Genomic DNA, 14,666 nt, shown 5'->3' with positions numbered 1-14,666 from the left:
GCCTGCCGCCGTGAAGGTGGTACAACATGACTGGCATGGAGAATTTTGCTGTGTTCCTACGATATGGTCTGGCGGGTCTGCTGCTGGTTTGTGCTCAGGCGGGCGGTGTGGCTCTGGCGGCTCCCGGTGCAGGAATTTCGGCACAGGTTGCTCCCGCCGTTGCAAGTGGCAGTCGGGCTTTTGCGGCACTTCTGGATGAGGAATGGCAGTACCAGCTTCGGACTTCACCGGAACTGGCCACGACCATTGGCTACTATCGATACAACAGGTTCTGGACGGACTATTCCCTTGAGCAGGTTTCAAAGGATTCCGTGACGAGTGCTTGGTTCCTCAAGCGCTTTCAGGCTGTCGATCCCGCGGCATTGACGGAACAGGAACAGATCAGCCGTGCGATGATGATCCGCCAGCTTCAGGACAAGCTGGAAGGGATCAAGCTTAAGACCTATGAAATGCCGATTGATCAGGTACAGGGCGTGCAGCTGATGCTGCCCGGTTTTGTCTCCTCCATTCCTTTCGACACGGCAGCACAATATCAGGATTATCTCGCACGGCTCCATGCGTTGCCGACGGTTCTGGCTCAGCTCAAGGCGCTGGCGCAGCAGGGCATGAAAGATGGCCTGGTTCCACCGCGCTACCTGCTGGAAAAGGTTGTTACACAGTTGCTGGAGGTTGCCGAACCTGCCGGGGTCAAGAATGTCTTTGGCCAGCCGGTGGAGACCTTCCCTAAAGGGATCTCTCCCGAGCAGCAGAGGCAGCTGCGGCAGAGCATCCTGAAAGCGGTGGATACAGAAGTCCGTCCTGCGTTCGCGGCCTTCGCAGAGTTCGTAAAAACGGACTATGTCCCTCATGGTCGAGAGCATGAAGGCGTGTGGTCATTGCCGAATGGGGACGCCATCTATCGGTATGATATCCGGGCTCAAACGACGAGTTCGATGACGTCGGAAGAGATTCATCAGCTCGGCTTGAAACAGGTGAGCCTGATTGAGGGGCAGATGACGGCCATCGCCCACAAGCTGGGTTTCGCGGATCTGGCAGCTCTGCGCGCGTCCGTTGATCATGACCCGAAGCTTTACGCCCATTCGCGAGAGGAAATCCTCAATAGATATCGTGCGGCGATCGCGCAGATGTGGCCCGCCCTTCCGAAGATTTTCAACAGAATACCCAAAACGCGCTTGGAGGTGCGATCCGTGGAAAGCTACCGGGAGGCAGATGCTGCGGGGGCAGAATATCATCAGGGAACGCCGGATGGGTCTCGGCCTGGTATCGTGTTCGTCAATACCGGCGACTACACCAAGCGTGACCTGTATACCATTGAAGACACAGCCTATCATGAAGGCGTGCCGGGGCATCATTTCCAGATTTCACTGGCGCAGGATTTGCCGTTGCCAGCGTTCCGCCAACAGGGCGCGTATAATTCCTACATTGAGGGATGGGCCCTGTATGCGGAAGGGCTCGGAAAAGAGCTGGGCTTTTATCAGGATCTGTACAGCGACTATGGGCGCCTGAACGGGGCGTTGCTTCGCGCGGATCGTCTGGTTCTGGATACGGGCGTGCACTACAAACACTGGACGCGCCAGCAGATGAGCGATTTCTTTCATGCGCATCCGCCGACGAGTGAGCCGGATATGCAGGCTGAAACGGATCGTTATGTTGCTTGGCCCGGGCAGGCTTTGGGCTACATGCTAGGACAGCAGACCATTCTGCAGCTTAGGGAACAGGCCCGAACAGAACTTGGGGACAAGTTTGATATCAAGGCATTTCATGATGTGATTTTGGAAAATGGTGCGATGCCGCTGGATCTTATGTCCGAACAGGTAAAAGGCTGGATCGCTAAAACCAAAGGTTCTTGACGGCTTCTTTGCCTCCTCTGCTTATATCAGCCTAAGAAGAGGAGGTACCTTCTAACTAATGGCGCTCTCGGACGCCAACTGGTTGCGTAGATCGTTCAATGTGTCTGCAATATGCTGGGTCAGAAGAGCTTCAACCTCTGCAGCGTCCCGGTTGATCCAGGCTTTCAGCAACTGCCGGTGCTCTTCTACGGCACGCTTGTCCCGCCCCTGTGTGCTGAGATGCAGGCGCACATAGCGATCCGCAATGACACTAATGGTTTCCAATAGACGATAGGTCAGTCTTCCGGCCCCCGGCTGGACAAGGGAAAGGTGAAACAGTCGGTTATAAAGACTGTGATCCTGATCTTTATGTCGAATGACGGTTTCAAGTTCTGAAAGATGACGGCGTGCGGCCTTATGGTCGGCAGCAGTCGCAACAAGCGAGGATTTGGCAGCGGCTTCTGGCTCCAGTCGTATCCGGAGTTCGAAAACTTCCTCTGCTTCGCTGGCCGAAAGCGTCGCGACAGTGAAACCCCGCTTGGCATGGGCAACGACAAGGCCGTCCTGCTCTAGCCGGGCCAGCGTCTCGCGAAGGGGTATCTTGCTGATATTGAGCTCTGCGGCTACAGCATCCTGTCGGATTGGCTGATCAGCCGCGAGTGCACCACTGAGAATCTGTTCCCGCAGAATATCATAAAGCTGATCACTAATCGTTCTGACAATTAGAGGCTGAATCTTCCCGGTCTGGGCTTTCATGAGGGGTCTGAGTCTCTTCGCATTGTTTGGTCTTATTATACATGGCTGGCCTCGGATGCGAACACTCCTCTTTGTGCAGATTTTAGTACATAATGTGAAAACTTATATCGTATACAATTATTCAAAAGCGTAAGATGTTCGCACCATAATTCATGTTCCGAGAGGCTTGGGCCGTGATTGATCCAAAGAAGTTTCTGGTATGATCCGTCGTCGTTTTTTTCTTCTTGGCAGCGTTACATTGGGGGCATGGCGCGCCATGTCTGGTCAGGCTTTTGCCTCCTCGTCTTCTGAAGATGAATGGTTGGTCAAAGAAGATCTGACGGGCATGGAAGGTACCATGACCCTGACCGGCCCTAGCGGGCGAATTCATGTCCTGAAACGCTTTATGGAAGAGTGCGAAACCCATTCAAACGGCTGTTATTGCGGACTTGACTTTGGAACATTAGCGATTGCGGAGCGCGATCTTATGGCTGAACGTCTTTTGGCGGGAGGTGGAGATCCTGATCCATTGGCAGTTCGCGCTGCTGCCCCGCCTATTGATAGTCGTTTTACCCCTGAGCAGATTGGGCGGATTGTCTGGACTTCATTTGTAGCACCACCTTATGCCGGAGAGGTGATGCCACTCACGCCTGCCGGAAACACCCGTAACTGGCATGTCAATCGGATTGCGCCGGAGCTTTCGGCGGACAGCCTGGTTGTTCGCCGCCGCAGGGAAGGCCTGTTGGGTGGTTTCCTGCCTATCGTCGTCAAACAGTTTCCATTGGGGAAGGGGCGTTATTGGGAAGTCCTGACATTCGCGGATGTAGATCCAGTTATACCGCATCAAGTTCCAACGTGGACGCGGATGATGCTGATCGAGAATGGTGCGGTTGTGTGTGCCGTTTATGGTGCAAGCTACATCCCGTTCGGGCCGTTTCGACATGAGCCGAGCGCAGTGCAGTTCAATCAGGCTCTCGCACGTTGCGTTGAGGTCTGGCACGAAGTTCTGGACGGCACACTGTCGCCCGTTTTGCCAGACTCTGACTGGGCTGATTTTGCACGGCATGCCTTTGTCAAAGAGGCCATGGTGCGTCCTGACGGTATCTGGCCACGGTATGGGGTTGTTGATCGGGATTACGAAGGCTCGGAATATGACGGCTTTCAAGACATTTTCACCTCCTCGCTTCTGGCTAATTTGGAGTGGGGCCGTTTTGCCGTCGCACGAGCCATACTCGACAACCAGTTCACTGCATTCGTCGGCGATGACGGGTTGGTGGCGATGCGTGGCCCTGAAGTGGGGCAGACCGGCCTGACATTGTCGTTGGTTGCCCGCTATCTGCATCTGACTGGCGATGCCGCCATACTTCAGCATCATGCTGATCGTATTGCCGCCATGGCGGGTGTCCTGACGACACTGCACGATCAAGCCCTGACCCTGCCGCAAACGAACCCGGGATACGGACTGCTCCATGGATGGAGTGAGAGCGATGCGTGCCTGTTTCCTGATCCGTCGGTGTGGTGGAAGCCCTATTTTGGGAACTCAGCTATGGCTGTCCGGGGGTGGCGTGATCTTGCGGCTATTTGGTTGCGTATTCGGCCAGGCGAAGCTGCAAAAGCAGAGGATTGGAAGAGGCGGGCGGATTTATTATCGGTTCGGCTTGAGGGGGCTGTGAGGGCGTCGCTGTTTGAAGATCGTTCACCCCCTTATGTTCCCATTTTACCCGGCTCTCGAGAGACGTTTCGGGTGTCGCTTGCGCGGCACCAATACAGTGAGCAGCAATGGGCACATCGCGTTTACGCGGAAATGCTTCAGGCCGGTGTACTGCCAACGGATCTTGAAGTTGCGACGATTAATTCAATGCGGGCTTACGGCGCGACAGTCATGGGAGTTGTCGGGAACCTGGCGCCACCAAGTCGGGCGCAGAGGGATATTCTCGGCTTTATTTCTTACGGTTATGCGCAGGCGCTGTTACGGCAGGATCGGATTGAAGAGTACCTCCTGTTTCTCTACGCGCATCGCTATCATGTCCATACACGTGGAAGTTGGACGGCAGCAGAGGTGGCGGGTTTGAAAGGGGAGCTCGCACTGTTCTGCCTTCCGGCCCAGATGACGGTTCCAATTCTTCTGCGCTGGGCATTGGTCTATGAGGATGACGGAGAGGAGATTCTCCATCTTGCGCGGGCCATACCATATCGCTGGCTGTTGTCCGGCAAGGAAATAAGCGTGGAAAATGCCCCTACACGCTGGGGCAGACTGTCCATGGCACTGCGATATGAACCGGATCTAAGGCATATTTCGGTCAACATTTCTCTCCCGAAAACGGCACCGAGGGATGTTCGCCTTTATGTGCGCTTGCCATCAGGAATGAACTTCGCATCCCCTCAGGGAGAAGGCCTGAACGGTTGTGTCGTATCCGCCACATACGGCGTGAATATCAACGGAAAGCAGGGTGGCCAATACTCTTTCCAAGTGCCGATAATAAGAGCTCATCGATAAAAATTTCTATTAAAATGTTGTTTTGGAAAGATAATATAAGAAAGGGAAAGACCTTTCGTGATTTTGAATTTCGATTCACTTATCAAGAATTATCTGTTTCGAATCCGACATATATGTGTATACGATATAAGAAATCCAAAGGATAAGGTTCGTGTTGAAATGAGACAGGCGCACAGGCAAACCCTCACATTTTCAACGTCTATAGGACTGGTTTGCGCGACATTGTTCGCCACGGCTTCAGCCGAAACGGTCACAAAAAAGCATACAGGTCATCGTTCAAAGTCATCACAGCAGACATCGTCTGTGACGACTCATGCGAAGGCAATGCCTGTAACGGTCGTGCCGGTAGCCTCTACCGCTGCCTCTTCGGTTCAGATGTCAACAGCCGCGCGACGTCGGCTTTTTACCCCACGTTCTGCTGATGAATCTATTGTGGTTACGGGTTCTGCGCTTGCAACGCGTGCGGATTCCAACGCGAACCCGGTTCAGACGATTACAGCGAAGCAAATCACGTCTACGTCGGCAACCACGCTGGGGGACTATCTTCTGCGTTTGCCGTCAATTGGTTCGAGCGGAACTAACAATACGAATACCAATGGTGGTCTTGGCATGTCCTGTACGGACATCCGTAACCTTGGTCCTTCCCGTGTGTTGGTTCTGGTTGATGGAAAGCGTCAGGTTCCGACTTTCGGTAGTGGCTCTCAATGTGTTGATCTCAACTCGATACCTGTGGACCAGATTGAATCTGTTGAAATCCTCAAGGACGGTGGATCAGAACTTTACGGCGCAGATGCTGTATCCGGTGTTATTAACATTAAACTTCGGCACAATACAACCAAGGGTGATATTCTGATCCGTGGTGGTATCACTGATCATGGCGATGGTCAGATGGGGAAGATCTCTGGTTACAAGGGGTTCGACTTCGATCACGGCAAGGGTAACATCACGCTTTTCGGTTCATACATGACTCAGTCTGGTATTCGGCAGAAGACGCGTGACTGGGCTGCCAATCCATGGAACTCTGACGCAGAAGTTGGTGAGACCCCAACAATTGGCAGCTCTGTGACGACCAATACCCGCGTGATCGGCTCCAATTTTGATGTTGTCAGTAATGGCACGGGGGGAGGCAACAGCGGAGCGTTCCATAACTTCGCATCCTCCGACAGGTATAATTTTGCTTCTGACCAAATGCTAACGAACTCATTGCAGCAGGCTGTTCTCAGCGGTGACATGCATTACGAGGTTAACGAGCATTTCGATCTGTACTCGTCAATCCGGTATACACATAAAGACGCCATGAATACGCTGGCAGGCAATCCAGTTACCGGTGCAACCTATCCGTCTACGTTGTCTTCGGCCGTCACCCTGCCAGCTGCCAGTCCGTATAATATTTGGGGAGAAGATGTATCCCTATACCGGCGATTTAGTGACCTGGGTGAGCGCAAATATGAAGAAGCGTTTGATCAGTGGCAGTATACTGGTGGCTCCAAGGGTAAGATTGTCGGCAATTGGATGTATGACGTATCCATGTCGTATGGTCAGACGCTGGCGAAATTCTCAACCGAGAATATGACGAATTACGCGCATTATCTGCAGGAATTGGGGATCCAACAAGTAGATCCTTCTGACGCTAATAGTGCTGTGGTTTATAATCCATCAATCTGTCAGGCATCTGCTGGTTGTTCTCTGACAAACCCATTCGGCAAACTAACGTCGCAACAGGCAGACTATCTACGCTATACGCAAAATGATCACAGCACGTACCAGATGCGTGACTTTAATGCCCGCGTTCATAACAATCATCTGGTGCATATGCCGTGGCAGGGCGGCGGTGATTTCGGTATCGCCATGGGACTGGAACATCGCAGTGAACAGGCAAGTTATACGCCTGATGTTCTTGCTTCAAATGGAGACCTGGGCGGCGGAGCAACATATACTGGCGGCGGTTACAACGTAACGGAAGCCTATATTGAGGGTAACCTTCCGTTGCTTCATAATATGCCATTCGCACATGATTTGAGTGTTGATGCTCAAGGGCGTTGGTCTGATTACAATACGTTTGGAACCGCTTATAACTGGAAGACCAGCATCAACTGGGCCCCAGTGCGAGATATCCGCTTTCGCGCAACGCTTGGTACGTCTTTCCGCGCACCGACCATGACCGAGCTTTATGGCGGCCATTCGATTAGCTACAATTCGGGTAACGACCCTTGTGCTCAAGCAAGCAGTTACGGATCGCTCAGTGCGAATGTTGTTGCGACTTGTGCAAAGCAGGGCGTCAACACTGCGACTTTCGTTAATGCTAATTCAAGTCAAATCCCGACGTTGGTAGGTGGTAACTCCGCTCTGAAACCAGAGGAAGGCCGTACATATACGTTCGGTACGGTCATAACACCTCGCTGGATTCCAAATCTTATGGTTTCCGTTGAGTACTGGCACTACACAATCAAGAATATGATTACCACTTTGCCGGTGCAATATATTGTTGATAGCTGCTATACGGGAACAAATACCGGGTGGTGTAGCAATGTCGCATCACGGAGTTCGGCAGGGCAGCTGACGCAAGTTGACGATCTTTATTCAAATGCAGGTGGTTTGAGGACTAATGGTCTAGATTTTGACCTGAATTACCGTATCCGCCTGTCACCGCATGATCACTTGAATTTGAGTAATAATTTTCAGCAACTGATTGGGTATCTTCAGCAGAACGAACCTGGTGGTACGTGGTATAACTATGCTGGGCGCCTGTTTTACCAAAGTGGCTATGGCATGCCGCGTGTTCGCGATTATGCTACTGCAACCTGGAGCCACAACAACTTCAGTCTTACTTATATGATGAGTTACACCGGTGGAATGCGCTTCAATGATGGTTCCAATGACCTGAGTTGCAAGGTCTATTCTTATTGCAAGGTTCCCGGTATTTTCGCACATGATGTGACCTTGAACTACAACACTAAGAATTGGCAGTTCGAGGTTGGGGTTAATAATATTCTCGATAAGAAGCCTCCATTTGTGCCCGATGGTGCAACCAATACCGCATTGTCGATGTATAGCGAGGAAATCATAGGGCGTTATGTTTTTGCTCAGATTGGACGTAGTTTTTGAATAAAGAAAGGCCGCCAAAGTTTATGCTTTGGTGGCTTTTTTTATCTTTGTTGGGTCCATTGTCTGGGGCCGTATCCTGTCGAGGATGGGGTCGTACGCCGACTGTCGCTTTCTTTTTCAAGACACACCGTACGGCTTGAGGTTTGTGGTTAAAAAGGTAGATTCCGAACGTTTATTGACCGTGCCACGCTCTTTCATGTGCCTGCCAACGGCTCTCAGAACCGGATTATGGCATCAAGATACATATCCGGCCTGGAACATGACATGGCAGAGAGACCCCGTTCCCCTGGAGTGACACGTTTCTTGCGCATCGCGCGCCTCTCATGCGCCGTTTGTGTAAGTCTGGCCGTCGCAGCGGCTCCGCTTGCTGTCATGCAGCCGAGTTCTGGGGTTTCTGGGATGACGCCTTCAATCCGGTGTTAGATCTCGCTGACCTACCTCTCAAGAAATGCTTTGAGACTACTATCCATATCCTCCAATTCAGTGCTCAAACACTGCTTTCGACGCGCTTAATCTTGGCAGAGAGAGTTACCATCTGAACTCTGCGAACCGTCGTTGCACAGAGAATCTGGAGGTTTTCATTGCGAAGTGTTCGCCCTACTTCTGGGCGCACAACCATAAAGCGTGCAATCAGTGTCGCGTCGATCTGCCAGGCCGGATAGCGCGCTTCTCGTGGTGAGGATTCTGGCAGAACGAGGACAGCATGGGCCTGTTCCAAATCATGCAGGGCTGAGACAGTCAGACCAAGACGATGGGCAAAAAACCTCTCCCGTCAGCATGTCCGGCCCTGACAGAATGGTGGCTGTCAGGTGACGACCCCGTTCTTCTGCGCGGGCGAAAGCCTCACTTCGTGTTCGTGGCCTATCTGTCATGAATGCTGTCTTTTTGTCTTTCAGGGAGAGAGGAGAGCGATCCCATCGTGGGGCGCGCGGAAGATCTACTGTATCATTCGGCCCGCTTGTATGCATTCGGTGCGGAGGGCCCTAAAAATACGGGACATCGTCGTCCAAATGGGATATACATGACATATATCCATTGGGGGATAGCCGATGCTGACCCGTACGACACTCTTTCTATCCAACCGATCGCAGGCGGTGCGTCTGCCGAAGATGGTCGCCTTCGGGGAACAGGTGCGTGACGTGGTCATCGTGTCCGAAGGTTCCCGGCGGATCATTGCTCCGGCCGATGCGGCGTGGGATGATTTCTTTGCGGCCCCCGGGGTCGATCTGGGGGAGCGGAACCAGCCAGCCATGCAGGAACGCGAGGCGCTCTGAATGCTGCGTTATCTGCTGGATACGAACCTCTGTATCCGGGTGTTGCGGCATCGACCACAGGGGCTGCGTCCGAGATTCAACAACTGTGCGGAGGAACTCTGCATTTCGGACGTGGTTCTGTATGAGCTGCTTTATGGCGCGGAGCGCTCGTCTGATCCTGTGCGCATCAGACGCGAGGTTGAGCACTTCGCGGCAAGGCTGGCAGTTCTGCCATTCGACAGTGAAGCGGCTGCCCATACGGCGGATATTCGGGCTGCTCTTGAACGGAATGGCCGTATCATAGGTCCATATGATCTCATGGTTGCCGGGCATGCCCGGAGCAGGGGGCTGATTGTGGTGACCGGGAACCTTCGGGAATTCCAGCGGGTGGAGGGTCTTCGAACGGAGGACTGGCTGACTGACACGGTCTGACCGCGAAAGGCTTGGCGAGACAGAATATTGATAAAAAGATTGTTTATCAATCGATTATGTCATGCAGCGAGCCTCTCTACGAACCCGCTGACAAGCAGCAGTTTTCTTCGGTTGCAGGCCCCCGCAACCACTTGCAGTTTCTGAAACCCCGCTAAGTCAACAGCTTAGCGGGGCTTTGCTATGCGTGAACCGAGGGCATATTTTGGGAAACTGTTTAATTTCAGGTATTTAGGGGAAGTGGGTTCAAATCGGGGGTATCCTACCGCGCAACCACTTGCGATTATCCTCATTGACGTAAGACGCTGTTACAATCAGGTTCAGAAGAGAATGTAATTTTAGCTTCCGGATTGATGACCGACCTTATTCGAGACCTTATCCTTCGCTGGCGGGATGATCCGGCAGGGACCTATCAGAGCTGGTTTTTATGGGATGAGCGCCTTAAGAACTTTCGCTCTATCCGCCGGGGCCTGCAGCAGGTCGTCGCCGAGATTGCTGATGGCACATTCGGGGTCGCCTATCGTGGCTCATCCCTGGAAACGGTTGTTCATTCGATTGCGGAGCAGCGTCAGATTTTCAAGGGTGCGGATCATGCGTTCCTGTGGAAGCCGAAGCTACGGATTCCCGATATCTATGAAAATCCTGCCAACCAGAAAGCATTCGGGCAGCTTCTTGATACCTGTCTGTGCTGCAATACCGAAGAGCATGTGGTCTCGGCCATTCATGCGATTGATGCCCGCAAGATAAAGGGACTGGGACCAGCCGTCGCCAATCTGCTGTATTTCCTGCACCCCACAATCATGCCGCCTTTCAATACGGCGATCGTGAAGGGCTATAATGCCCTGACCGGATCAAAGGTGAAACTGGGGCGATGGGAGGAATATCTTGCCATGCGGCAGGGTATCCTGAAGCTGAATGCGACCCATCGTTCGCTGCTTTCCAATGATCTGGGCGCTATCGGAGGACTGCTATTTGATCTCGGAAGCGGACGCTATACAGCGCCGCCTCTTGAGGATGACGAAACAGCGCGAAAACTCTGGGAAGCCGATCTTCATCAGGTGAGGGAGCAAAGCGCAAAAGAAGCCCGGATACTCGCAGCGGAGAGGGAAACGGATCATACCCATACCGAAATTCAGGGTTGGCTTCGCGATCTGGGGCTTTCCTTGGGTTACGATGTCTGGATTGCGGCCAATGATCGCAGTCGTCCATGGCGGGACGGCAAGCTGGGGGATGGCTGCCTGTCGGTGTTGCCTGGGTTCACAACGGAAACGCAAGGGGCGCAATCCGTGCGGCTGATCGATGTTCTGTGGCTGGACCAGGAAAGCCACAGGATTGTGGCAGCATTCGAAGTCGAGCATTCAACGACCATTTATTCCGGCATCGTGCGGATGCTGGATCTTGCTCTCGGGTCAGAGGCGCAGGCCCTGGAGGGACTGTTCCTTGTCGCGCCGGACAAGCGGGAAGTTGATGTGCGGGAACAGTTGCGGCGGCCTGCCTTCAGCAGGATTGCCGATCTGAAAGTCCGGTATCTGCCTTATGGGGCGCTTGAGAAAGACCGCGAGGCAATCAGGCGCTTTGGTCACGGACTGAAGCCTATTCAGGAAATATCTCATCTTCTGGAGGTAGTGCAATAAAATTACAAATAAGCCATGTGAAGGCAGTATATAAAATAGCATGAGGGTGCTTTTTATTATCAGTGTGTAATTTATCAAAAGAGAGTTTAGGAGAGCGTAATGAGCATAGTTCTTAAAAAAAATGGTCAATTTTACAAAAAATTCAAAGAAGAAAACCCAAAATTCAGCAAAGAAACTTTTCGTTGTGCAGAAGATGCGGTTGAGGCACTTTTAAATAAATCCACAACATCTGATCGACCAGGAATGCTTCTTGGTAAAGTTCAAAGTGGAAAAACGCGTACTTTTATTAGTGTTCTCGCACTGGCGTTCGACAATGGTTTTGATATTGCTATTGTTCTGAGCAAAAATTCTAAAGCATTAATTCAGCAGACTTATAAACGATTACGTAAAGATTTTGAGACTTTTGTTGATGAAAAAGAACTCGAAATATACGATATCATGAGTGCCCCCAGAAAATTTAGCAAGTTTGAGCTGGAGTCAAAATTAATATTTGTTGCCAAAAAGCAAGATGATAACTTGCAACGTTTGATTGATTTGTTCGGACTCCATAAGAGTATGGCTGATAAGAGGGTAATTATTGTTGATGATGAGGCCGATAGTGCATCAATAGGTTACTCAAGAAAAGGAGATATCAAAAATGCAAACAAGATCGCAATGCAAATTAGTGAACTACGCTCTTTAATTTCTCAAGTCTCTTTTCTTCAGGTTACAGCAACTCCATACTCACTATATTTGCAGCCAGCAGAGGTAGAAGTTAGCAACGTGCTTGAATTCAAGCCCGTGCGGCCCGTTTTTACAAAGCTAGTTCCTGTACCGAATGAGTATGTGGGCGGTGATACGTATTTTGGTGAACTATCTCGGAGCGCGGATGACACGCTGGAAAGCCTTATTCATTATCGCGTGGATCACTATGAATTCGATCGTCTAAAAAAATTTGATGGACGCGTATTTAAACTAGAGGATTCTTTGGTTTCTCCAAAAATTGAAGGTTACCGCACAGCACTGATCACATTTATCGTCGGGAGTTGTATCCAGCGGATTAATGGCAGCAATGCCGGTAAAAATTCGAAGAAACTACTTTATTCCTTTCTGCTACATTCAGAGGCTGGAAAGAGTGCCCATGACTGGCAGGAACAGTTGACCAATGAACTTGTCCGACAACTCGTACAGGCCGCTAAGACCGGAAACGTGGTATTGCGGGACTTGATACAAACCTCATATGATGATTTGTCGCGTTCACTTAAATTAGATGATAAGCCCATACCAAGTTTTGAAGATGTATTCCGTGAGGTAGTTAAAGCACTTTCCGATGATTATATAACTATAACTAAGGTTAATTCGGAAGAAAATGTCATCGATATGCTTGATGATGCCGGACAACTTAAGCTTCGAAGTCCGTTGAATATCTTCTTGGGAGGCCAGGTTCTTGATCGCGGCATTACTTTGACTAATCTAATAGGCTTTTATTATGGACGTCGTCCTAATAGATTCCAGCAAGATACGGTGCTACAGCATTCGCGTATGTACGGATATCGCCGGGATAATTTGGCCGTTACGAGATTTTACACTTCGCAGTCAATTCGTGCAGCTATGCAGCAAATGGAAGAATTTGATTCTACGTTACGTAAGGCTATTGAAACAGGTGCTGACAAGTCGGTGCAGTTTATCCGGCAAGGAAAGGACGGTACGATCGTACCATGTAGTCCTAATAAAATTTTAGTTTCTACTACGCAAACATTACGTCCGTACAAGCGTCTACTTCCGATAGGCTTCCAAACTGGTTATCGTACTGGCGTCAAAGGCATTGGCAAAACTATCGAACATTTAGATGCCGAGGTGGAGAAAATCGTGCAATTCGGTGCACCTAAGCCAGTACTGGTCTCGGTAGAGGTGGCGCAGGGATTGCTACGTCAGATAGCATCTACATTGCTGTTCGAGGATGCAGATGACGTGTCTCCATTTGATTGGGAAGCCGCATGCGCTGCGATCGCTCATTTGAGCGCTCAGAACCCTGAAAAAAAACAGCGGGGAAAAATATGGTTATGGGCAGCCACAGGACGTAATTCGGCGCGTCTGGCAAGCTCCAGTTCGCACGCAAAGTATATTGAAACTCCAGACTCAGAGAAAACAGAAGGTCGACTTGCTAAGACTTACGCCATTGATACTCCAATTCTGTTTTTGTTGCGGCAGGAGGGAAAGGCCGACAAAGGCTGGCGAGACACGCCATTTTATTGGCCTGTGATCCGTGCGCAGGCTAATACGCCAACCGCGATCTTTGCTACCGATACCGTCGGCTAGAGCAGATGCCGTTTGAATACGTGTATTCAAACAGGTGAAAATGCCCGTAAAAGTAATAAACGAGAGCATTTTCACCGAACCGGTTTTCGGCAGAAATGCTCTTGATATGGCGGTGGAATTTAAGAAAGGGGTGCATGATTTAGAAAACGGGTTATGCATAGGCATTGAAAATTCGATTAAAGCAAGCATCTAAAATTGATTGGTTTTCAAATTGGGATTGTCGCAATTTGAGAATTAATCCTGCCCCCGCAACCACTGAATCCCACATTGATGTTTTTGCAAGTCCTGACAAGGACTTGCTCGATTTCGTATCCCTCTGGTTCACGAATCTCAGCAGCGTTCCAAGCTCGCCGTAGAGCGTCGCGAAGATTTCGCCGCGCTTGTCACCCGGCGACAGGACGATCTTCTCCACCAGCGCACGGACAGCCTCGGACGCCTCAGCCCGGTCTTCCGGCTGGTTCAAGCTCTCCGTCAGGCGCTCTACCTTCTTCCTGAAGATCGCCGAAACGTTTGGATGGATGTCTAGAACGTCCTCCAGTTCGGATGAGAGCAGGGCGTCGAGTTCCACCTTGCGGGCTTCGAGCGCATCCAGCTCCGCTTTCATGGAGGGGTGAAACATCCCTTCCTTGATGGCCTCGACGATGCCCCGGATACCCTTCTCGACCTTTGCCAGTTCGGTCTTCCATCCGGCGCTGTTGGCGCGGCGCTCGTGGTTCAGGCGATTGGTCTCCTCGGCATAGCACTACTTTGGCAGAAGTAAGATTTTTAGGATTCCCATGTTGCTGATTGCGTGATTCATGGGGAGCCAGCTTTGACGGAGGCTGGTATTGGAAGAAGACTGGCAAGCGGATCTTGAGCAATGGCTCGTCCCGTATCTGGAAGGTCT

Annotated in this window: 11 protein-coding genes; 8 read left to right on the top strand and 3 right to left on the bottom strand. The window is 51.2% G+C overall.

Features of this window, described 5'->3' with window-relative positions; genetic code table 11:
• Positions 1 to 26: 26 nt before the first annotated feature.
• Positions 27 to 1,850: a DUF885 family protein gene (locus tag KP705_RS13460; RefSeq protein WP_252348394.1), complete on the top strand. Its 1,824-nt coding sequence runs from the start codon at positions 27 to 29 to the stop codon at positions 1,848 to 1,850.
• Between the two features lie 51 nt (positions 1,851 to 1,901).
• Here the strand turns inward: KP705_RS13460 and KP705_RS13455 are convergent, their stop codons facing one another.
• Entirely contained in the window at positions 1,902 to 2,585 is a 684-nt protein-coding gene (locus KP705_RS13455; protein WP_061509889.1) for a GntR family transcriptional regulator, read from the bottom strand.
• 199 nt (positions 2,586 to 2,784) lie between these two features.
• Here KP705_RS13455 and KP705_RS13450 point away from each other — a divergent pair, with 199 nt between their 5' ends.
• Together KP705_RS13450 and KP705_RS13445 are read left to right on the top strand one after the other, a co-directional pair.
• Positions 2,785 to 5,061 carry a Tat pathway signal protein gene (locus KP705_RS13450; protein WP_173584879.1) on the top strand — a complete coding sequence of 759 codons (2,277 nt, stop codon included), beginning with the start codon at positions 2,785 to 2,787 and terminating at the stop codon, positions 5,059 to 5,061.
• 57 nt (positions 5,062 to 5,118) lie between these two features.
• Positions 5,119 to 8,166, top strand: coding sequence for a TonB-dependent receptor domain-containing protein (locus tag KP705_RS13445; RefSeq protein ID WP_308267546.1), 3,048 nt, complete (start codon positions 5,119 to 5,121; stop codon positions 8,164 to 8,166).
• Positions 8,167 to 8,653: 487 nt separating this feature from the next.
• On the opposite strand, the gene KP705_RS13440 is transcribed toward KP705_RS13445, so the two are convergent.
• Positions 8,654 to 8,884, bottom strand: a complete 231-nt coding sequence (locus tag KP705_RS13440) for a hypothetical protein (protein WP_061509892.1) — start codon at positions 8,882 to 8,884, stop codon at positions 8,654 to 8,656.
• Between the two features lie 331 nt (positions 8,885 to 9,215).
• Between KP705_RS13440 and vapB the strand changes: the two genes are divergently transcribed.
• From vapB to KP705_RS13420, 4 genes are all read left to right on the top strand, one after another.
• Entirely contained in the window at positions 9,216 to 9,440 is a 225-nt protein-coding gene (gene vapB / locus KP705_RS13435) for a type II toxin-antitoxin system VapB family antitoxin (protein ID WP_010511771.1), read from the top strand.
• Positions 9,441 to 9,851, top strand: coding sequence for a tRNA(fMet)-specific endonuclease VapC (gene vapC, locus KP705_RS13430; RefSeq protein ID WP_215764625.1), 411 nt, complete (start codon positions 9,441 to 9,443; stop codon positions 9,849 to 9,851).
• A gap of 350 nt (positions 9,852 to 10,201) precedes the next feature.
• Positions 10,202 to 11,482, top strand: a complete 1,281-nt coding sequence (locus KP705_RS13425) for a type II restriction endonuclease (protein ID WP_215764624.1) — start codon at positions 10,202 to 10,204, stop codon at positions 11,480 to 11,482.
• 99 nt (positions 11,483 to 11,581) lie between these two features.
• Positions 11,582 to 13,780 (top strand): Z1 domain-containing protein, encoded by a 2,199-nt coding sequence (locus tag KP705_RS13420; RefSeq protein ID WP_215764623.1) that lies wholly within the window; start codon positions 11,582 to 11,584, stop codon positions 13,778 to 13,780.
• 151 nt (positions 13,781 to 13,931) lie between these two features.
• Here the strand turns inward: KP705_RS13420 and KP705_RS13415 are convergent, their stop codons facing one another.
• A complete protein-coding gene (locus KP705_RS13415) occupies positions 13,932 to 14,384 on the bottom strand; it encodes a hypothetical protein (protein ID WP_252348393.1) in 453 nt (150 codons plus the stop codon).
• A gap of 6 nt (positions 14,385 to 14,390) precedes the next feature.
• On the opposite strand from KP705_RS13415, the gene KP705_RS20145 reads away from it, so the two are divergent.
• A complete protein-coding gene (locus KP705_RS20145; RefSeq protein ID WP_252348392.1) occupies positions 14,391 to 14,540 on the top strand; it encodes a hypothetical protein in 150 nt (49 codons plus the stop codon).
• Positions 14,541 to 14,666: the final 126 nt, after the last annotated feature.

Origin of the sequence: Gluconobacter sp. P1D12_c, assembly GCF_018812105.1 — a bacterium.
Taxonomy (GTDB): Bacteria; Pseudomonadota; Alphaproteobacteria; order Acetobacterales; family Acetobacteraceae; genus Gluconobacter; species Gluconobacter oxydans_A.
This window is presented reverse-complemented; position numbering and strand designations above follow the sequence as displayed.